At 62.3% G+C, this 18,462-nt stretch carries 19 protein-coding genes; 6 read left to right on the forward strand and 13 right to left on the reverse strand.

What is annotated here, in order from left to right; genetic code table 11:
• The first annotated feature begins 38 nt into the window (after positions 1-38).
• Both tagQ and C9990_RS00510 read left to right on the forward strand, forming a co-directional pair.
• A complete protein-coding gene (gene tagQ, locus C9990_RS00505; protein WP_065902504.1) occupies positions 39-962 on the forward strand; it encodes a type VI secretion system-associated lipoprotein TagQ in 924 nt (307 codons plus the stop codon).
• Positions 963-1,086: 124 nt separating this feature from the next.
• Positions 1,087-1,467, forward strand: coding sequence for a helicase (locus C9990_RS00510; RefSeq protein WP_065902893.1), 381 nt, complete (start codon positions 1,087-1,089; stop codon positions 1,465-1,467).
• Positions 1,468-1,645: 178 nt separating this feature from the next.
• Here the strand turns inward: C9990_RS00510 and C9990_RS00515 are convergent, their stop codons facing one another.
• The 6 genes from C9990_RS00515 to exbB all read right to left on the reverse strand — a co-directional run bounded on the left by C9990_RS00515 (position 1,646) and on the right by exbB (position 8,556).
• A complete protein-coding gene (locus tag C9990_RS00515) occupies positions 1,646-3,046 on the reverse strand; it encodes an aminoacyl-tRNA deacylase and HDOD domain-containing protein (RefSeq protein WP_065902502.1) in 1,401 nt (466 codons plus the stop codon).
• 129 nt (positions 3,047-3,175) lie between these two features.
• The gene (gene recG / locus C9990_RS00520) at positions 3,176-5,251 is read right to left on the reverse strand and encodes an ATP-dependent DNA helicase RecG (protein ID WP_106805596.1); all 2,076 of its coding nucleotides are present in this window, start codon (positions 5,249-5,251) and stop codon (positions 3,176-3,178) included.
• Between the two features lie 8 nt (positions 5,252-5,259).
• A complete protein-coding gene (locus C9990_RS00525) occupies positions 5,260-6,180 on the reverse strand; it encodes a hydrogen peroxide-inducible genes activator (protein WP_065902501.1) in 921 nt (306 codons plus the stop codon).
• Between the two features lie 223 nt (positions 6,181-6,403).
• Positions 6,404-7,153, reverse strand: coding sequence for a TonB family protein (locus C9990_RS00530; protein WP_065902499.1), 750 nt, complete (start codon positions 7,151-7,153; stop codon positions 6,404-6,406).
• Positions 7,150-7,575: a TonB system transport protein ExbD gene (gene exbD / locus C9990_RS00535; protein WP_003195519.1), complete on the reverse strand. Its 426-nt coding sequence runs from the start codon at positions 7,573-7,575 to the stop codon at positions 7,150-7,152. The genes C9990_RS00530 and exbD overlap by 4 nt, the downstream gene beginning before the upstream one ends.
• A gap of 6 nt (positions 7,576-7,581) precedes the next feature.
• Entirely contained in the window at positions 7,582-8,556 is a 975-nt protein-coding gene (exbB, locus tag C9990_RS00540) for a tonB-system energizer ExbB (protein WP_106802287.1), read from the reverse strand.
• A 188-nt stretch (positions 8,557-8,744) separates the two neighbouring features.
• Here exbB and C9990_RS00545 point away from each other — a divergent pair, with 188 nt between their 5' ends.
• Positions 8,745-9,596 (forward strand): SDR family oxidoreductase, encoded by an 852-nt coding sequence (locus tag C9990_RS00545; protein ID WP_106802288.1) that lies wholly within the window; start codon positions 8,745-8,747, stop codon positions 9,594-9,596.
• Between the two features lie 510 nt (positions 9,597-10,106).
• Here C9990_RS00545 and C9990_RS00550 read toward each other — a convergent pair.
• The 6 genes from C9990_RS00550 to C9990_RS00575 all read right to left on the reverse strand — a co-directional run bounded on the left by C9990_RS00550 (position 10,107) and on the right by C9990_RS00575 (position 15,402).
• Entirely contained in the window at positions 10,107-10,850 is a 744-nt protein-coding gene (locus C9990_RS00550; protein WP_065902495.1) for a hypothetical protein, read from the reverse strand.
• Between the two features lie 55 nt (positions 10,851-10,905).
• The gene (locus C9990_RS00555) at positions 10,906-11,286 is read right to left on the reverse strand and encodes a RidA family protein (RefSeq protein WP_003176922.1); all 381 of its coding nucleotides are present in this window, start codon (positions 11,284-11,286) and stop codon (positions 10,906-10,908) included.
• A gap of 24 nt (positions 11,287-11,310) precedes the next feature.
• The gene (gene spoT / locus C9990_RS00560; RefSeq protein ID WP_065902493.1) at positions 11,311-13,416 is read right to left on the reverse strand and encodes a bifunctional GTP diphosphokinase/guanosine-3',5'-bis pyrophosphate 3'-pyrophosphohydrolase; all 2,106 of its coding nucleotides are present in this window, start codon (positions 13,414-13,416) and stop codon (positions 11,311-11,313) included.
• A 60-nt stretch (positions 13,417-13,476) separates the two neighbouring features.
• A complete protein-coding gene (gene rpoZ, locus C9990_RS00565) occupies positions 13,477-13,740 on the reverse strand; it encodes a DNA-directed RNA polymerase subunit omega (protein WP_003176920.1) in 264 nt (87 codons plus the stop codon).
• Positions 13,741-13,907: 167 nt separating this feature from the next.
• Entirely contained in the window at positions 13,908-14,528 is a 621-nt protein-coding gene (gmk, locus tag C9990_RS00570) for a guanylate kinase (RefSeq protein WP_010168203.1), read from the reverse strand.
• 10 nt (positions 14,529-14,538) lie between these two features.
• Positions 14,539-15,402 carry a YicC/YloC family endoribonuclease gene (locus C9990_RS00575; RefSeq protein WP_065902491.1) on the reverse strand — a complete coding sequence of 288 codons (864 nt, stop codon included), beginning with the start codon at positions 15,400-15,402 and terminating at the stop codon, positions 14,539-14,541.
• Between the two features lie 227 nt (positions 15,403-15,629).
• Between C9990_RS00575 and rph the strand changes: the two genes are divergently transcribed.
• Positions 15,630-16,352: a ribonuclease PH gene (rph, locus tag C9990_RS00580; protein WP_010207511.1), complete on the forward strand. Its 723-nt coding sequence runs from the start codon at positions 15,630-15,632 to the stop codon at positions 16,350-16,352.
• 22 nt (positions 16,353-16,374) lie between these two features.
• Complete coding sequence (locus C9990_RS00585; protein ID WP_106802289.1) at positions 16,375-16,743, forward strand: DUF4870 domain-containing protein; 369 nt, start codon at positions 16,375-16,377, stop codon at positions 16,741-16,743.
• Between the two features lie 58 nt (positions 16,744-16,801).
• Here C9990_RS00585 and C9990_RS00590 read toward each other — a convergent pair whose 3' ends face one another.
• Complete coding sequence (locus C9990_RS00590; protein WP_003195493.1) at positions 16,802-17,581, reverse strand: exodeoxyribonuclease III; 780 nt, start codon at positions 17,579-17,581, stop codon at positions 16,802-16,804.
• Positions 17,582-17,663: 82 nt separating this feature from the next.
• Here C9990_RS00590 and pyrE point away from each other — a divergent pair, with 82 nt between their 5' ends.
• Positions 17,664-18,308 carry an orotate phosphoribosyltransferase gene (gene pyrE / locus C9990_RS00595; RefSeq protein ID WP_106802290.1) on the forward strand — a complete coding sequence of 215 codons (645 nt, stop codon included), beginning with the start codon at positions 17,664-17,666 and terminating at the stop codon, positions 18,306-18,308.
• The last annotated feature ends 154 nt before the right edge of the window (positions 18,309-18,462 follow it).

Raw genomic sequence — 18,462 nt, forward strand, 5'->3', positions numbered from 1 at the left:
CCGTGCTGGGCAAGTCAAACTTAAAAGAGAACACATCTATGCTTTTTTCCCGTAAGGCGGTTTCCAAGCGTCACTTGCTGCTGATCGCGGCCGGTTTCAGTACCGTGCTGACTGGCTGCGCCACGTCGCCGGCGTCCAAGGTCGCGTCGAGCACCAAGGTCGAGTACTACCCCAACTGCTACGAGCCGGTGCAGCACCTGCGCGCCACCGATTCGGACATGACCAAGTCGGTCGTCACCGGTGCCGCCCTCGGCGCGGCCGGCGGTGCACTGCTTGGCGCCTTGACCGGTGACTCCGACAAGCGCGGCCGCAACGCGGCGATCGGCGCAGCGGGCGGCGCCCTGGCCGGCGGCGCGGCGGGTTACTACACCGAGCGTCAGAAGCAGATCACCGATGACAACCAGCGCATCGCGTCGTACTCCACCGACTTCAACAAAAGCGCCTCCGACATCGACCGCAGCACCGCGTACGCCAAGGCGTCCCAGCAGTGCTACCAGAGCGCGTTCACCAAGCTGGTGGCCGACCGCAAGGCCAAGACCGTCAACGACACCGAAGGCCGCAAGCGCCTGGCAGAAATCGTCGCGGGCCTGAAGGAGTCCAATGACCTGATCGTCGCGGTCAACGGCAAAGCCAGCGAAGACCTGAACAACTATACCCAGGCCTACGAGCAAGACCTGCAGCAGGTAGGCGTGCAGCGCGCCGACGTGGTCACCGTGGCCACCGCCGACACCACGCCGCCCGTGGCCCCGGCCAAAGGCAAGAAAGCCGTGAAGCCAGCGAAGAAGCCTGCGCTGCCAGTGGTGCCTAAAGAAGCGGTAACCACCGAGAAGAGCATCCAGACCGTGCAGGCCAAGCAAGCTGAAAGCAAGCAGGTCGCCAGCGCCGGCAAGGCGCAGATCGAAGGCACCTGCCGCGATCCAAACCTGGCCGACTGGGCGCCGGTGCCTTGCCCTAACGTTTAAGCAACATGTTGCTATAAGCGTTAAACGCCAGCCGATCTCCGTCTAAAGCGCGAGATCGGTGGCGTTTCTCGATCAAATCGTTACACTGCTGCGGCCACTCAATAATTACACCGAGGCCGTGTGCATGAAATTTCGTCTTCTGCTGTGGGTGCTGGGCCTGCTGATGGGCAAAGCCAGCCGCACCAATCCTGCCTTCCAGCAACAGCTGGGTGACAAAGACCTGGCGTTCCAGTTGCAGACACTGGACGGCAAGGTTGCCCGTCACTTCATCGTCAAAGACCAGCGCATTACCAGCCACTCGGGTGTTCACCCGACGCCGGCGTTTGCCATCGCGTTCAAGGATGCCGCCTATGGCTTCGCCACGATGCAGGCGAAGAACAAGCAACTGGCGTTCATGACGGGGATTCAGGACAAGTCGATCCAGATCAAGGGCAACCCGGCGCTGGTGATCTGGTTCCAGGGGCTGACCAAGTATTTGAAGCCGAAGAAAAAGAAGAAAACCTGAAGCCACCTTTTTCGCAGGCGATCCTTTTTGTGGCGAGCGGGCTTGCCCCGCGTTGGGCTGCGCAGCAGCCCCCTGTTCAGGCCACCGCGTCATTTCATCAAGCGTGGGACGTCAGGTTTTAGGCCCGCTTCGCGGCCCGACGCGGGACAAGCCCGCTCGCCACAATTGCACTTGAGGGTTAGGCCTGGCTGAACTGCGAAGCCAGCTCACGCAACAGCACCTCGGCATCCAGTACCTTGCCTACAACTTCTTCAGCCTTGTCGCGCGTCAGTCCCAGGCGCTCAAGCAGCGCGTCCGGAATCGCCTCGTCCGGCCCGGAGCCGATCCCACGGCTGCGCAGCAGGCGCACGGCCAGGCACACCAGGTTCGGGTACTCGGCGTATTGGCCGTCGTAGGTCGGGTCGTGCTGGAAGCGCAGGGCGGTGGACAGTTCGTCCGGCATGTCCCAGTAGCGCATCAACCAGGCGCCGATCTGCTCGCGGCTGATGCCCAGCAAGTGCTGTTCGACATAGCTGTGGCACAGGTGCGGGTTGACCTCCAGGTGCCGGCAGATCAGCGAAAAGTGCGGCGGGAACACGTGGGCCAGCAACAGGTAGCCGAAGTTGTGCAGCAAGCCGGCCAGGTAGGTCAGGCCCGCTTCCGGGCGCTGGGCGCGCGGCATGGCGCGGGTCAGGCCTTCGATCACGGCGGCGGTGTAGATCGACTGGTGCCAGTACGGCGTCGACTGATGCGGGTGGTCCTTGGGCAGGCTCAGGGTCTTGCCCAGGGCCAGGCCCAGCGCGAGGTTGATCACCAGGTCAAAGCCCAGCACGCGCACGATGGCGTCTTCCACCGAACGGATCTTGCCCGGCGACGCGTAGTACGGCGATGCGGCCCAGCTCACTACCTGCGCGGCCAAGGCCGGGTCGGTTTCCACTACACCGGTGATGTCGTCGATGGTGGCGTTGGGGTCGACCCGCAGCTTGATGATTTTCTGCGCGGTATCGGCCAGCGGTGGAATCTCGATGGTCGCTTCCAGGCGCTGCTGGATCCGGCGGGCAGTGAACGCCTGCATCGCCTGGGTGATTTCCTCGCGGTCATCATTGGGGCGATCGAGGTTGGGGCGAATATTACTCAGCGGCTCGCCGAAGTGGCCGGCGCTGGCCTTGGTGAGCATCGTCTTGAATGCGTCGCTGGTGATTTCCAGCAGCAGCCCGGCTTCGCCCGAATGCACCAGCAGGCTCGGCTCGTCGAGCAGGCTGCCTTCATACAGGCACGGCGAACTGGTGAGTGGCGGCAGGCCCGGCAGCAGGCTCAGGTCATGCTTGCCCAGCATGCGTTCAACGCGGTCCGGCGACACGGCGGTGAGGCGGCGCCCGGTGAGTTCGGCGAGGCGGTTGAGATCGAGCAACTGGTTCTGCGGGAACAGCACCATCAGTGCGCCCACCGCATCTTCCAGCAGCACGGCCTGGACCTTTCGCGCAGGATTCAGGCCCGGTTGGTCGGCAACTTCCGTGTAGCTGACGGCGAGCTTAGCGAGCAGAGCCCGAATGACCGGCGGGGCGGTCAGCGGGGCTGTGGCGAGGGCAACTTCTGACATGGCCTGATCCAATTTCCTACAGTCACCGAAGTATAACCAGCTTGATACATATGTTGGTCGACTAACTGCGGTTTGTGACGCGGTTAGCGAAGGGGCCGGGCGTTCTGGCGCTATCGCCGGCGGGGAGGGTCAGACCTGGCCGTATTGTTGGCCGTGGCGCAACCAGCGATCCAGCAGCGGGCTGACGTGGTCCGGCCAGCGCTCGAGCAGCGCCTGCGCGGCATCGCGTACGGCGGGCAGCAGGTCGGCGTCGCGCATCAGGTCGGCGACCTTGAATTGCAGCAGGCCGGTCTGGCGCGTGCCGAGCATTTCGCCGGGGCCGCGCAGTTCGAGGTCCTTCTCGGCGATGACAAAGCCGTCGTTGGTTTCACGCATGATGCCCAGGCGCTGGCGGCCGATCTGCGACAGCGGTGGGTGGTAGAGCAGCACGCAGTGGCTGGCCGCGCTGCCCCGGCCGACGCGGCCGCGCAATTGGTGCAGCTGCGCCAGGCCCAGGCGTTCTGGGTTTTCGATGATCATCAGGCTGGCATTGGGCACGTCCACGCCGACTTCAATGACGGTCGTGGCGACCAACAGTTGCAGGTTGCCAGCCTTGAACTCGGCCATCACCGCGGCCTTTTCTGCGGGTTTCATGCGGCCGTGGATCAGCCCGACCTTGAGTTCGCCCAAGGCGCTGGTGAGGTCTTCATAGGTGGTTTCGGCGGCCTGGCAGGTCAGCTCCTCGGACTCCTCGATCAGCGTGCACACCCAATAGGCCTGGCGGCCCTCGGCGCAGGCTCCACGCACGCGCTCGATGACTTCGACGCGGCGGGTGTCGGTGACCAGCACGGTGTTGACCGGGGTACGACCGGGGGGCAGTTCGTCGAGGATCGACGTGTCGAGGTCGGCGTAAGCGCTCATGGCCAGGGTGCGCGGGATCGGGGTGGCGGTCATGATCAACTGGTGCGGGCTCATGCGTCCGCCCACGCCTTTCTGGCGCAGCGCCAGGCGTTGTTGCACGCCGAAGCGGTGCTGTTCGTCGATGATCACCAAGGCCAGGTTCTTGAATCGCACTTCGTCCTGGAACAGCGCGTGCGTGCCCACCACCATGGGCGCGCCGCCGGCGATTTGCTCCAGCGCTGCTGCGCGGTTCTTGCCCTTGAGCTTGCCAGCCAGCCAGGCCACTTCCAGGCCCAGCGGTTCGAGCCAGCGCTTGAACGTGATGAAGTGCTGTTCGGCGAGAATCTCGGTGGGCGCCATCAGCGCCACTTGGTAGCCGGCCTCCAGGGCTTGCAGGGCCGCGAGGGCCGCGACCACGGTCTTGCCTGCGCCCACGTCGCCCTGGATCAGGCGCAGCATGGGTTCTTTCTGGCTCAGGTCGTAGGCGATTTCATTGCCGACGCGCTGCTGGGCACCGGTCGGGGCAAAACCGAGGTTGGCCAGGTATTGCGCAGGCAGGCGCGTGGCCTTGGGCATGGCCGGCGCGCGCAACGAACGCATGCTTTCGCGCAGGCGCTGCTGGGACAGTTGGTGTGTCAGCAATTCTTCGAAGGCCAGGCGGTGCTGGGCCCAATGATGACCGAGGGCCAATTCGTCGACGTCGGCGTCGGCCGGCGGGTGATGCAGGTAGCGAATCGCATCGTCCAGTGGCGCCAGTTGGTAGTCGCGAGCCAGCTCCAGGGGCAGCCAGTCGGGCAGGCTCTTGGGGCCGAGCAGGGTCAGGGTTTGCATGCACAGCTGGCGCAGGCGCTGTTGGGTCAGGCCTTCGGTCAGCGGGTAGATCGGGGTGAGCGTGGTGTCCACCGGCGGCGGCTCGTCGCCGGTGATGGCGCGGTATTCCGGGTGGTAGATCTCCAGGCCGGACGCGCCGGGGCGAGCTTCACCGTAGCAGCGCACGCGGGTCCCGCGCTTGAGACCTTCTTTCTGGGCGTTGCTGAAATGGTAGAAGCGCAGGCTCAAGCCGCCGGTGCCGTCCTGAAGGCGCACGACCAGACTGCGGCGCTTGCCCATCACCACGTCGGCGCCGCTGACGGTGCCTTCGACTACCGCGTCCTGCCCAGGGCGCAAATGGCCAATCGGCACCACGCGGGTACGATCCTGGTAACGCAGGGGCAGGTGGAACAGCACGTCCTGGAGGTTTTCCAGGCCGACCTTGGCCAGCTTTTCAGCCATGGCCTCACCGACACCCTTGAGTGCCGTCACCGACACCTGCGACAGCTCAGTCATACCGTTAATCAGCTCGCAGCAGGCGGCTTGGCCACCGAGCACAGGCGGATCGAGTCCGCGAGGATCTCAATGGCCTTGGGCCGTGGGAAGCTCGCGCGCCAGGCGATCGCCACGGTACGAAACGGCACCGGTGGCGTCAGTGGGCGTACTTCGATCACGCCGGGGGCGTAGTGATGGCTGTCCACCGCCGACAGCGGCAGGATCGAAATGCCCAGGCCGGAGGCCACCATGTGGCGGATGGTTTCCAGGGAGCTGGATTCCACAGTGGTGTGCTTGGCGCCGTCGTTGCCTTTGGTCAGGGTCGGGCAGGCTTCCAGGACCTGGTCGCGGAAGCAGTGACCTTCGCCGAGCAGCAGCAGGCTCTTGTCGTTGAGCAGGCCGGCGTCGATGGTGTCTTTTTTCGTCCACGGGTGGGAGGCCGGCATCAGCACGTAGAACGGCTCGTCGTAGAGCGGCAGGGTCAACACATCCGCTTCATTGAACGGCAGGGCGATGATGATCGCGTCCAGTTCACCGTTGCGCAGCTTGTCGCGCAGGATGTGGGTGAAGTTTTCTTCGATATACAGCGGCATCTGCGGCGCGACGCGATGCAGTTGCGGGATCAGGTGCGGGAACAGGTACGGGCCGACCGTGTAGATGGCGCCGACTTTCAGCGGTGCGGTCAGCTGGTTCTTGCCGGCCTGGGCCAGTTCGCGAATGCTTTGCGCTTGCTCCAGCACCTTCTGGGCCTGGGCCACGATACCTTCGCCCACCGGGGTGAGGCGCACGGCGCTCTTGCTGCGCTCAAAAATCAGCACACCGAGTTCGTCTTCAAGCTTTTTCACGCCCACCGACAGCGTCGGCTGGCTGACGTGGCAACGCTCGGCCGCATGGCCAAAGTGCTGCTCTTGGGCGAGGGTAACGATGTAGCGTAATTCTGTAAGAGTCATAGCGGGCGTCCATGAGGTTGCGAGCCAAGCATACCGGCTGCAATCGATAGACGCACGTTATCAGAACTTTGGTGGGGATTGAGCGGGGAGTGTGGCGGATTTTGCTGAAGCGATAAAAACAATCTGGGCTTGCCTGCGATGCACACACCTCGGTCTATCCGTTGCACCGAGGTGATGCTATCGCAGGCAAGCCAGCGCCCCCACAAGTTGACTCCCGCAATCCTTAGCGGCGGCGTTTCTCGATGTTGTACACGAACGGTGCAACGATCTCGATGCTGCCGCCCTTGAGCATGTCGGCCGGAGGCTTGGGCAGCGGCTGGGCACGACGGATCATGTCCAGGGTGGCGCGGTCCAGGTCGGCGTTGCCGGAGCGGCCCACCAACTCGTAGGACAGCACATTGCCGTCGGCGTCGACCACAAAGCGCAAGCGGTTCAGGCCTTCCTTGCCACGCGCCTGGGCACCTGGCGGGTACTTCTTGTACTTCTGCAAGTGAGCCAGCAGGGTGCCTTCCCAGGACGCCTTGGCCGCGACTTGCTGCGGCGACGGGCCTGGAACCGGCTGGGCCGATTTCTCAGCCGGCGCGTTGGTCGGCGGCGCGTCGCTCGGCGGCTCTTCGGACGGTTTCTCCTTGGGCGGCTCGGGCTTTTTCTCCACCGGCTTGGGCGGTTGTGGCTTGGGCTTGGGCTTGACCGGCTTGGGCACCTGGATCGTCGGCTTGGGTGCCTCGGCCAGTTTCGGCAGCGGCAGCTCTTCCACCGGCGCCGGTGGTTGCGGCGGCGTTACGACTTTGGGCGGAGCCGGCGGCGGCGGTGCAGGCATCGGTGCCAGGTCGATGACCATGGCGGCCGGTGGCAGCTGCACCGTATGCGGCGCCGACCAGTGGAGCGCGATGGCAATCGCGACGGCATGCACGCCCAGCACGACGGCGAGGCTGGTGCCATAACGCGTCAGTTTGTGGCGCGTCGTGATCATTTTTTGGCTGCCGTCTCGAGTCCGACCAGGCCCACCTTGAGGTAGCCGGCTGCCCGCAGGGCATCCATCACGCTCATCAGGTCGCCGTAGTCCACGCCCTTGTCAGCCTGGAAGAAGATCGTCGTGTCTTTCTTGCCTTGGGTCTTGGCGTCGAGCACCGGCCCCAGGGTTTCAGCCTTGACTTCTTCTTCGCCCAGGAACAGGCGTTGGTCCGCCTTGACGCTGAGGAAGATCGGTTTCTCTGGCCGCGGCGCCGGCTTGGCGCTGGAGGCGGGCAGGTCAACCTTGATGTCCACGGTCGCCAGCGGTGCCGCCACCATGAAGATGATCAGCAGCACCAGCATCACGTCGATAAATGGCGTGACGTTGATTTCGTGGTTCTCGACGAGTTCGTCGTCGCCTTGATTCAAATGCAGGCCCATGGCCGATTACCCCACTTTCACCATGTGCGGTTGCGAGCTGCGCTCGGTAGGCAGGTGATCGAGGTCGCGGCTGACCAGCAGCAGGACTTCTGCCGACGCGTCCGACACCTGGGCCTTGTAGCCGGCGATCGAACGGGCGAAGACGTTGTAGATCACCACCGCAGGAATTGCCGCAACCAGGCCCAGGGCGGTTGCCAGCAGGGCTTCGGCGATGCCCGGGGCAACGACGGCCAGGTTGGTGGTCTGGGTTTTGGCGATGCCGATGAAGCTGTTCATGATGCCCCATACGGTACCGAACAGGCCGACGAAAGGCGCGGTGGAACCGATGGTCGCCAGCACGCCGGTGCCGCTGCTCATGTTACGACCGCAGGCGGCTACCAGGCGCTCCAGGCGGAAGGCCACGCGTTCCTTGATACCTTCTTTTTCGCGGGTGTTGGCCGACAGGCGCATTTCTTCCAGCGCGTCGTGCACCAGGGTGTTGGCCAGGGTGCCCTTCTTGGTTGCCGTCTCGCTGGCTTCCTTGAGGGTGGTGGCTTTTTTCAGGTGGACGATCTCGGTGCGCAGGCGACGCTTGGCGCCCAGCAGCTCGAAGCCCTTGGCGATCCAGATGGTCCAGGTGATGATCGAGGCGATGGCCAGGCCGATCATCACGGCTTTCACCACCACGTCAGCGTTCTGGTACATGCCCCACGGCGACAGGTCGTGGGCCATGCCCAGGGTGTTGTCTTCTTCCAGGACCACACCGGTATCGTCAGCGGGAGCGGCTGGGTCTGCAGCCTGGGCCGGGTCGGTGGCGGCTGGCGCAGCGGCTGGAGCAGCCGTGCTGTGCTCGGCTGCCGGGGTCGTGGCGGGTGCGGTGGCGTCAGCGAATGCGGCGGTCGGTGCCAGCAGTACGCTGAACAGCAGCGCAGCAATCGCGCGCCAGGCGCGGGATGGGCTGTGAAGCTTGGTTGGCGAAGCGGGGTTTGTATTACGTGTCATGCTGGCCGGACCTGAGTAAAGAAAATGAGTTGAGCGTCCTTCCAGGCCTGGGGGCCGAGGACAAATGGGCGGTTATTATTGCAAGTAATTCTTGTTAACAGAAGTAATACAGTTACTTTATTTGTCCTTTTTGTGGCCGCCTGTCATGTGTGAAGGCTAACCTAGACCTTTCTGTACGGAGTTTTCTGATGTCTGCGCCTTCTGTTGTGATTGCCGGTTGTGGCGATGTGGGTAGTCGGCTGGCTAGCCAATTGCTTGCCTCGGAATGGGAGGTTTATGGCCTGCGACGTGATATTTCACGCCTGCCCGACGGGGTGATCGGCATCGCCGGCGACCTGTTCAAAAAGGATTGCCCTGACACCTGGCCGATCGGCGGGGTGGATTACCTGGTGTATTGCGCCGCCGCGACGGATCACGATGAGGCCGGCTATCGCGCAGCCTACGTACAAGGTTTGCAGCACGTGCTGGAGTGGCTGGGCGACTACGGCCAGGCGCCGAAACACCTGCTGTTTGTATCCAGCAGCAGCGTCTACGGGCAGCAGAACGGCGAGTGGGTCGACGAAACATCCGAGACCCAGGCGAAGGGCTATTCCGGCCAGGTGATGTTGGAGGCCGAGCAAGTCGCGCTCAACAGCGGTATCCCCGCCAGCATCGTGCGCCTGACCGGCATCTACGGCCCGGGCCGTGAGTGGCTGTTGAGCCAGGTCCGGCAGGGTTACCGCGTGGCGATCGACCCGCCTTTATATGGCAACCGGATTCACGCGGACGATGCCGCGGGCCTGTTGGCTTTTTTGCTGCGGCACGTGGAGCAGGGCGGTTCGCTGGACAAGGTCTACATCGGCGTCGACGACGCGCCTGCGCCATTGGCGGAAGTGGTGGGCTGGTTGCGTGAATACCTGGGCGTGACCGAGTGGGCCGCCGACGCCAGTGTGCGTCGTGCCGGCAGCAAGCAGTGCAGCAATGCCCGCGCCAAGGCGCTGGGCTGGAAGCCTACGTACCCAACCTATCGAGAAGGCTACGCGTCGATTCTCAAAGGCTGAAACACGGCCAGAGAATGTGGGAGCTGGCTTGCCTGCGATGACGGTGGCACATCCAGCAAATAGGGTGACTGGTAAACCGCTATCGCAGGCAAGCCAGCTCCCACATTGAGGTCGCAGCGCCCGAGCCAATGCGCTGATCTGGAAGCCGACTTATCCAACTTACCGAGAAGGCTACGCGTCGATTCTCAAAGGCTGAGCACGGCCAGAGAATGTGGGGCTTGCTTGCGATGACGGTGGCACATCCAGCAAATAGGGTGACTGGTAAACCGCTATCGCAGGCAAGCCAGCTCCCACATTGAGGTCGCAGCGCTCCAGCCAATGCGCTGGGCTGGAATCCAATTTACCCGACTTACCGAGAAGGCCGCGCGGCGCTCCTCGAGGATTGAAACGCGGTGAAAATGTGGGAGCGGGCTTGCTCGCGAATGCGCAGTATCAGTCACTGAATATGTTTCTGATGCACCGCTTTCGCGAGCAAGTCCCGCTCCTAGATTCAGTTCAGCGCTCGGCCGCTTATTGCTTTTCCAGCAACCACTGCCGAGGGCCTGGGGTGAACGAGGGCACTTCGTCTGTCTGGGCAGTGTTGATGGCCTGGAAGATTTCCAGCTGCTTGCCCTTGCGCACGAAGATCCACGGGTTGCCCTGGCCGTTGAGCTGCAGCCAGATACTGTCGTAGCCGCCGCTCATGGAGGCGCAATCGCCCGCCAGGCACAGTGAGTACTGATCCACATTGGGCAGGCCCGCGACCTTGCCGTTGGCCTGGAACTGCACGATGGCGCCGTTGCCGAAGCCGTCCGTGATCTTCCAGTCGCCGCCCATGTAGGCCGCGTACAGTGCCCGCTCGAAGTTGGCGCCCAGGGGCGCCCCCTCCGGGGCCGGGTCTTTGGCGCGGGCGAACAGTTGCTCGGGCTCGTTATCGTTGGCCACCTGCAGCAATTGCTTGCCTTTGCGCTTGAGTTCGGTCGCGGAGCTGCCGTAGAAATCCACGCTCCAGGCACCGGATTTTTCGCCGAGCAACTTGCCCTCGGCGACTTCGAAACCGTTGTAGTAGCGCGCCTGCGAAGCCTTGGTGTTGATTTCCCACTCAAGGTTCGGGCCGTAGCTTTGCAGCGCTTCACGCAAAGGGCCGCCCTTGGACGCCGCGTCGATGGCGGCCTGGTTGATCCAGGTACCGCTCACATCCACATCGGCAGGGTTGCTGGCGCAGCCGCCGAGCAACAGGGCCAGCGTTGATAGGGCTACAAGCGCTTTGCGCATCATGAAATCCTTCTGAAACGAAGTCGGCGCAGCTGGGGAAGCTGCGCCGGGTGTTTTACTCGATGACCAGGATCGCGTCCATCTCAACCTGCGCACCCTTTGGCAGGGCGGCAACGCCAATGGCGGCGCGGGCTGGGTACGGCTGTTCGAAGTACTTGCCCATGATCTCGTTGACCTTGGCGAAGTGGCTCAGGTCGGTGAGGAAGATGTTCAGCTTGACGATGTCCTTGAACGAACCGCCAGCCGCCTCGGCCACCGACTTGAGGTTTTCGAAGACCTGTACAGTCTGTGCTTCGAAGCCTTCAACCAGTTCCATGGTCTTTGGGTCCAGCGGGATCTGGCCGGACATGTAGACGGTGTTGCCCGCCTTGATGGCCTGGGAGTAGGTGCCGATGGCGGCCGGGGCCTTGTCGCTGGTGATAACGGTCTTGGTCATGAGTGACTCCTTGTAAGAGGTGGGTTATGCACGCATACGGGTGATGCGGATCACACCGGTCAAGGCGCGCAGTTTCTTGATCACGCGGGCCAGGTGCACGCGGTCGTGCACGCTGACCACCAGTTGGACCACGCTGATGCGACCATCACGCTCGTCCATGCTGATTTTCTCGATATTGCCGTCGGCCGCGTTGACGCTGCTGGCCAGCAGGGCGATCAGGCCACGCTGGTGCTCCAGCTCTACCCGCAGCTCGACATTGAATTCGCCGGTGACATCCTTGGCCCAAGAGAGCTGGATGCATTTTTCCGGGTTGTGGCGGATTTCGCTGATATTGCGGCAGTTGTCCAGGTGCACCACCATGCCTTTGCCCGCCGACAGGTGGCCGACAATCGGGTCGCCCGGGATCGGCGTACAGCACTTGGCGTAGCTGAGCACCAGGCCCTCGGTACCACGAATCGCCAGTGGGCCTTCCGGGCTCGGTAGCTGTTCGCCTTCGCCGAGCAGGCGGCGGGCGACCACGTAGGCCATGCGGTTACCCAGGCCGATATCTTCCAGCAGGTCTTCGATGGTTTCCTGGCGATACTCATGCAGCATCGCTTGCACGCGCTCTGCAGGAATCTTGTCCAGGGCGCTGTCGAAACCGTTGAGCACTTTGTTCAGCAGGCGTTCGCCGAGGCTGATGGATTCGGAGCGGCGTTGCAGTTTCAGGGCGTGGCGAATATGCGTACGCGCCTTGCCGGTGACCACGAAGTTGAGCCAGGCCGGGTTCGGGCGAGCGCCTGGAGCGCTGACGATCTCGACCGTGGAGCCGCTTTGCAGCGGTTCGGACAGCGGCGCGAGACGACGATTGATCCGACAGGCAATGCAGCTGTTGCCCACGTCGGTATGCACCGCGTAGGCAAAGTCGACAGCCGTGGAGCCTTTGGGCAGCTCCATGATCCGGCCTTTTGGCGTGAACACGTAGACCTCGTCCGGGAACAGGTCGATCTTCACGCTTTCGATGAATTCCAGGGAGTTGCCAGCACGTTGCTGCATCTCCAGCACACCCTTGACCCACTGGCGGGCGCGGGCATGCGTGCCCTTTGGCTGCTCGTCGCCGGTGGACTTGTACAGCCAATGGGCGGCAATACCGTTGTTGGCCATCTCTTCCATTTCGCGGGTGCGGATCTGGATCTCGATCGGCACTCCGTGCATACCGAACAGCGTGGTATGCAGCGACTGGTAGCCGTTGGCCTTGGGAATCGCGATGTAGTCCTTGAAGCGTCCCGGCAGGGGTTTGTACAAATTGTGTACAGCACCGAGCACGCGGTAGCAGGTGTCGACCTTGTCGACGATGATCCGGAACGCGTACACATCCATGATCTCGTTGAAGGCCCGGCGCTTGCCGCGCATCTTCTTGTAGATGCCATAGATGTGTTTCTGCCGGCCGCTGACTTCGCCCTCGATCTCGTCGATCGCCAGGCAATGGCTCAGCGACTCTTCGATCTTGTTGACGATTTCCTTGCGGTTGCCCCGGGCGCGCTTGACCGCCTGGTAGATGCGCGCCGAGCGCATCGGGTGCATGGCCTTGAAGCCGAGGTCTTCGAACTCGATACGAATGGCGTGCATGCCCAGCCGGTTGGCGATGGGCGCGTAGATTTCCAGGGTTTCCTTGGCGATGCGCCGGCGTTTTTCGCCGGACAGCACTTCCAGCGTGCGCATGTTGTGCAGCCGGTCGGCCAGCTTGACCAGGATCACCCGGATGTCCCGTGCCATGGCCATGGCCATCTTCTGGAAGTTTTCCGCCTGGGCTTCGGCCTTGGTCTCGAAGTTCATCTGGGTCAGTTTGCTGACCCCGTCGACCAGTTCGGCCACGGTTTCGCCAAATTGCGCGCTGAGCGCTTCCTTGGCGATGCCGGTGTCTTCGATCACGTCATGCAGCATCGCGGCCATCAGGCTCTGATGGTCCATGTGCATGTCGGCAAGAATATTTGCCACCGCAAGAGGATGGGTGACATACGCCTCGCCGCTGCGGCGGCGTTGGCCGTCGTGGGCTTGTTCGGCGTAAAAATACGCTCGGCGGACCAGGTTGACCTGGTCTGGGCCGAGGTAGGTCGATAAGCGATCGGCGAGGGCGTCTATGCTCGGCATAGGAATGACTCCTGCCGTTGGCTGTGACCCTGCGCCGTGCTACGTCGACCAGGCATAGGCTTAGACGGCCTCGTTGGACTCGTCCTCGAACGCTGCAAACAGCGGTTCGTCTTCAACGATTTCGGCGTTGGCGATGAACTCGTAGCTCATCAGGCCTTCAGCGATTTCACGCAGCGCTACAACGGTAGGCTTGTCGTTTTCCCACTGGACCAGGGGCTCTTTGCCGCCAGTGGCCAGTTGACGGGCACGCTTGGTAGAGAGCATGACCAGCTCAAAGCGGTTATCCACGTGTTCTAGGCAGTCTTCAACGGTTACGCGGGCCATGGTATTCCTCGGAGCGAATGCAAGATGCGCGCTGCCCGGTTGGGCGAGCGGACTAAACAGTTTAAAAAATCACCAGCGTTTAGGGAAGCGCTGATTTTTCCCGCGTCCTCGCAAAACCGCTACAAGTGCCAATGTAAAGCCCTTGCAGCGGTTTTGGGAAGAGCCAATCAGCCGAGCAGTTCAGCGAGTAATTTGCCGAAACGTTGCTGTTGACGCTTTTGCTGGAGCTGATTGGTGCGGAAAATCGCCTTCAAATCATCCAGCGCGTGGGCAAAATCGTCGTTGATGATCAGATAGTCGTAGTCGACGTAGTGGCTCATTTCGCTGACGGCTTCACGCATGCGGCCTTCGATGATCTCGTCGCTGTCCTGGCCACGGTTGGTCAGGCGCTGGTGCAAAGCCTCAAGCGACGGCGGCAGGATGAAGATCGAGCGCGCCTTGGGCATCAGTTGGCGCACTTGCTCGGCGCCCTGCCAGTCGATTTCCAGGATCAGGTCGTGGCCTTCATCCAGGGTCTGCTGCAGGTGGCTTTGCGAGGTGCCATAGAGGTTGCCGAACACTTCGGCGCGCTCGAGGAAGTCGCCGTGCTCGATCATCTTGACGAACTCGGTGCGCTCGACGAAGTGATAGTGCACGCCGTTCACCTCGCCCGGGCGCATGGCGCGGGTGGTGTGGGAGACCGAAATGCGGATCTGCTCGTCGGCGTCGGTCAGGGCCTTGACCAGGCTGCTTTTGCCCGCGCCCGAGGGGGCGGAAATGATGTAGAGGGTGCCGGTGCTGTGGGTCATGGAGGTTGCCTTACTCAATATTCTGTACTTGTTCGCGCATCTGCTCGATCAACACCTTGAGGTTGACCGCTGCCTGTGTGCTGCGCGGATCGAATGCCTTGGAGCCCAGTGTATTGGCTTCGCGGTTGAGTTCCTGCATCAGGAAGTCCAGGCGCCGACCGGCGGCACCGCCGGACTTGAGGACGCGGCGCACTTCGAGGATGTGGGTGCTCAGGCGGTCCAGCTCTTCGGCGACGTCGCTTTTTTGTGCGAGCAGCACCATTTCCTGTTCCAGGCGAACCGGGTCCAGGTCTGCCTTCATGTCGGTGAAGCGGTCGAGGACCTTCTGGCGCTGGGTGGCGAGCATCTGTGGCACCAGTTCGCGCAGGGTCACCACGTCTTCTTCGATCGAGGTCAGGCGCTCGTTGATCAGGCGGGCCAGTTCGGCGCCTTCGCGTTCGCGGCCAGCCTTGAGCTCCTTCAGGCCCTGGTTGAACAGGGCAAGGGCTTCGGCATTGAGGGCTTGCGGATCGGTGGCGTCGGCCACCAGCACGCCAGGCCACGCCAGCACTTCCAGGGGGTTGAGCGCGGCCGGCTGCTTGATCAGGCTGGCGATGGTTTCGGCGGCGGCAACCAGTTGCGCAGCGCGCTCGCGGTCGACCTGCAGCGGCTTGCCGGTGGTTTCCTCGGTGAAGCGCAGGGTGCATTCCAGCTTGCCGCGGGAGATGCCCTGGCGCAGTGCTTCACGCACGGCCCCTTCGAGGTCGCGAAATGATTCGGGCAGGCGCAGGTGCGGTTCCAGGTAACGGCTGTTGACCGAGCGCAGTTCCCAGCTCAGGGTGCCTTGTACGCCGGCTTTTTCGACGCGGGCGAAGGCGGTCATGCTGTGCACCATGGAGGTACCTCGCGATGCAGTCCCGCATAACGGGCTGGTGGATGGGTTGCAGCCGACCGGCTGCGAAGGCGCAGGAGTGTAGCGCAACGGCGTGGGAGGCCCCAAACGCTGGCGTTAACAAAGCATGACAAACCGCCCATTCGTAACCGAATTTTAAGAAGTGCCCCGAATCGGCTCGCGGCTCTATAATGCTCGGCAGTTTTTCGTCCTCAGTACAGGTATCCCCTATGAAACGTCCAAGTGGTCGCGCTGCCGATCAGCTCCGCTCGATCCGCATCACCCGCAACTACACCAAACACGCCGAGGGATCCGTACTGGTCGAGTTTGGCGATACCAAGGTGATCTGCACCGTCAGCGTCGAAAATGGCGTACCACGTTTCCTCAAGGGCCAGGGCCAGGGCTGGTTGACTGCCGAATACGGCATGCTGCCGCGCGCCACCGGCGAGCGTAACCAGCGTGAAGCCAGCCGTGGCAAGCAAGGCGGGCGTACCCTGGAAATCCAGCGCCTGATCGGTCGTTCGCTGCGCGCCGCCCTGGACATGTCCAAGCTGGGCGACGTGACCCTGTACGTCGATTGCGACGTGATCCAGGCCGACGGCGGTACCCGTACCGCGTCCATCACCGGTGCCATGGTGGCCCTGGTCGATGCGCTGAAAGTGATCAAGAAGCGTGGCGGCCTGAAAGCCGGCGACCCGCTCAAGCAGATGATTGCCGCTGTCTCGGTGGGCATGTACCAGGGCGAGCCAGTGCTGGACCTGGACTACCTGGAAGACTCGGCCGCCGAGACCGACCTGAACGTGGTCATGACCAGCACCGGTGGTTTCATCGAAGTGCAGGGCACCGCCGAAGGTGCGCCATTCCAGCCGGCCGACCTGAACGCCATGCTCGCCCTGGCCCAGAAAGGCATGACTGAAATCTTCGAACTGCAGAACGCCGCCTTGGCTGACTGAACCCGCCTCAAGGAGAAGCGCCATGAATGACAACCAGATGCTGGTGCCCACGCCTTCCTACGAAGTGCGCCAGGCGGCAATGCTGTGCCATCTCGCGGCGTTTCTCGGGTTTGTGTTCCCCTTCGGCAGCGTCGTCGGGCCGCTGATCCTGTGGCAGATGAAGAAGGAAGTGGACCCGTTCATTGATGACCAGGGCAAGGAAGCCTTGAACTTCCAGATCACCGTGGCCATCGCCTGGATAGCCTGCATCGTGCTGGCCTTCGCGGTGGTCGGGTTTTTCCTGATGTTTGCCCTGGCGATCGCCACCGTGGTGCTGACCATCATTGGCAGCATCAAGGCCAACAAGGGGATCGTCTATCGCTACCCCTTGACCTGGCGCGTGATCAAATAATGAGCGCCCACAAAAAAACCGACAGTGATGTCGGTTTTTTTGTGTCTGGGAAAAGACCTCAGATGGTCAGTGTCCAGTCGTAGTCCACGATCAGTGGCGCGTGCTGTGAGAAGCGCGGCTGGCGCGGCAAGCGTGCACTGCGCACGAACCGACGCAGGCCCGGAGTCAGCAACTGGTAGTCGAAACGCCAACCCAGGTTGAGCATCTCCGCCTGTTCGTTGTCCGGCCACCAGCTGTACTGGTCGCCTTCGCGACTGACTTCGCGCAGGGCATCCACATAGCCCATGTTGCCGACAATCTCGTCCATCCAGGCCCGTTCCGGCGCCAGGAAACCCGGGGATTGCTGGCTGTCGCGCCAGTTCTTGATATCCAGCTTCTGTTGCGCCACGTACAGCGAGCCACAATAAATGTACTCGCGACGTTTGCGTCGCTGTTTATCCAGGTAACGGGCGAAATCGTCCATTAGCTTGAACTTCTGGTTCAAGTCTTCATCGCCGTTCTGCCCCGAAGGAAGCAGCAAGGTCGCGATGCTGACCTTGTCGAAATCGGCTTGCAGGTAGCGCCCGTAGCGGTCGGCTGTCTCGAAGCCGAGGCCGCTGATGACCGCCTTGGGTTGCAACCGCGAATACAAAGCCACGCCACCTTGGGTGGGCACTTCGGCATCGCAGGCATAAAGGAAGTAGCCATCCAGTTGGAAGGCTGGGTCGTCCAGTTCAAAGGCGGAGGCGCGGGTATCCTGCAGGCAGATGACGTCGGCATTCTGGGCTTGCAGCCAACTGAGCAAACCACGCTCGACTGCAGCCTGAATACCATTAACGTTCACACTGATGATCCGCATAAATGGCCCCAAAAATCGCGTGCGTGTATGATACACGCCGTCTACCTAATTAGCTAAATCCGTGGTATCTGAGGCTTTTTTCATGCAGGCGTATCAACGCGATTTCATTCGTTTTGCCATCGATCGCGGGGTTTTGCGCTTCGGTGAGTTCACCCTGAAGTCCGGGCGCACCAGTCCATACTTCTTCAATGCGGGCTTGTTCAACTCGGGTTCGGCCCTGGCTCAGCTGGGTCGTTTCTACGCGGCAGCCATCGTTGACAGCGGCATTTCCTTCGACGTGCTGTTTGGCCCGGCCTATAAGGGCATTCCCCTGGCGGCCGCGACCGCCGTGGCGTTGGCTGAACATCATGAGCTGGATCTGCCGTGGTGCTTCAATCGCAAAGAAGCCAAGGCTCATGGCGAAGGCGGCAGCCTCGTCGGGGCTGCGCTCAAAGGCGACGTGCTGATTATCGACGACGTGATCACCGCCGGTACCGCGATCCGTGAAGTGATGCAGATCATTGCTTCCCAGGACGGCGCCAAGGCCGCGGGTGTGCTGATCGCGCTGAACCGCCAGGAACGCGGCAACGGTGAGTTGTCGGCAATCCAGGAAGTGGAACGTGATTTCGGCATTCCCGTGGTCAGCATCGTGTCGCTGAACCAGGTGCTGCAGTTCCTGGAAGATGATCCACAGCTCAAGCAGCATCTGCCGGCTGTACGTGCGTACCGCGAGCAATACGGCGTCTGATACCGGACCTGTAGGAACCGGCTTGTGTGGGAGCGGGCTTGCTCGCGAAAGCGGTCTGTCAGTGACACATGTGCTAACTGACCCGACGCTTTCGCGAGCAAGCCCGCTCCCACAGGGGGATGCATTTAGCAGTTGGATCGCGATCGCACGCATA

The organism is Pseudomonas sp. S5D5 (assembly GCF_003013355.1).
Lineage (GTDB): Bacteria > Pseudomonadota > Gammaproteobacteria > Pseudomonadales > Pseudomonadaceae > Aquipseudomonas > Aquipseudomonas aylmerensis.

Bases quoted from the DNA above. Each gene is read 5' to 3' on its own strand.
- C9990_RS00555 (WP_003176922.1), bottom strand. From the start codon at position 11,286: ATGACCAAGACCGTTATCACCAGCGACAAGGCCCCGGCCGCCATCGGC.
- exbD (WP_003195519.1), bottom strand. From the start codon at position 7,575: ATGGGCCTGCATTTGAATCAAGGCGACGACGAACTCGTCGAGAACCAC.
- exbB (WP_106802287.1), bottom strand. From the start codon at position 8,556: ATGACACGTAATACAAACCCCGCTTCGCCAACCAAGCTTCACAGCCCA.
- C9990_RS00510 (WP_065902893.1), top strand. From the start codon at position 1,087: ATGAAATTTCGTCTTCTGCTGTGGGTGCTGGGCCTGCTGATGGGCAAA.
- rph (WP_010207511.1), top strand. From the start codon at position 15,630: ATGAAACGTCCAAGTGGTCGCGCTGCCGATCAGCTCCGCTCGATCCGC.
- pyrE (WP_106802290.1), top strand. From the start codon at position 17,664: ATGCAGGCGTATCAACGCGATTTCATTCGTTTTGCCATCGATCGCGGG.
- recG (WP_106805596.1), bottom strand. From the start codon at position 5,251: ATGACTGAGCTGTCGCAGGTGTCGGTGACGGCACTCAAGGGTGTCGGT.
- C9990_RS00525 (WP_065902501.1), bottom strand. From the start codon at position 6,180: ATGACTCTTACAGAATTACGCTACATCGTTACCCTCGCCCAAGAGCAG.
- spoT (WP_065902493.1), bottom strand. From the start codon at position 13,416: ATGCCGAGCATAGACGCCCTCGCCGATCGCTTATCGACCTACCTCGGC.
- C9990_RS00590 (WP_003195493.1), bottom strand. From the start codon at position 17,581: ATGCGGATCATCAGTGTGAACGTTAATGGTATTCAGGCTGCAGTCGAG.
- tagQ (WP_065902504.1), top strand. From the start codon at position 39: ATGCTTTTTTCCCGTAAGGCGGTTTCCAAGCGTCACTTGCTGCTGATC.
- C9990_RS00515 (WP_065902502.1), bottom strand. From the start codon at position 3,046: ATGTCAGAAGTTGCCCTCGCCACAGCCCCGCTGACCGCCCCGCCGGTC.
- C9990_RS00550 (WP_065902495.1), bottom strand. From the start codon at position 10,850: ATGCGCAAAGCGCTTGTAGCCCTATCAACGCTGGCCCTGTTGCTCGGC.
- C9990_RS00575 (WP_065902491.1), bottom strand. From the start codon at position 15,402: ATGGTGCACAGCATGACCGCCTTCGCCCGCGTCGAAAAAGCCGGCGTA.
- rpoZ (WP_003176920.1), bottom strand. From the start codon at position 13,740: ATGGCCCGCGTAACCGTTGAAGACTGCCTAGAACACGTGGATAACCGC.
- gmk (WP_010168203.1), bottom strand. From the start codon at position 14,528: ATGACCCACAGCACCGGCACCCTCTACATCATTTCCGCCCCCTCGGGC.
- C9990_RS00530 (WP_065902499.1), bottom strand. From the start codon at position 7,153: ATGATCACGACGCGCCACAAACTGACGCGTTATGGCACCAGCCTCGCC.
- C9990_RS00545 (WP_106802288.1), top strand. From the start codon at position 8,745: ATGTCTGCGCCTTCTGTTGTGATTGCCGGTTGTGGCGATGTGGGTAGT.
- C9990_RS00585 (WP_106802289.1), top strand. From the start codon at position 16,375: ATGAATGACAACCAGATGCTGGTGCCCACGCCTTCCTACGAAGTGCGC.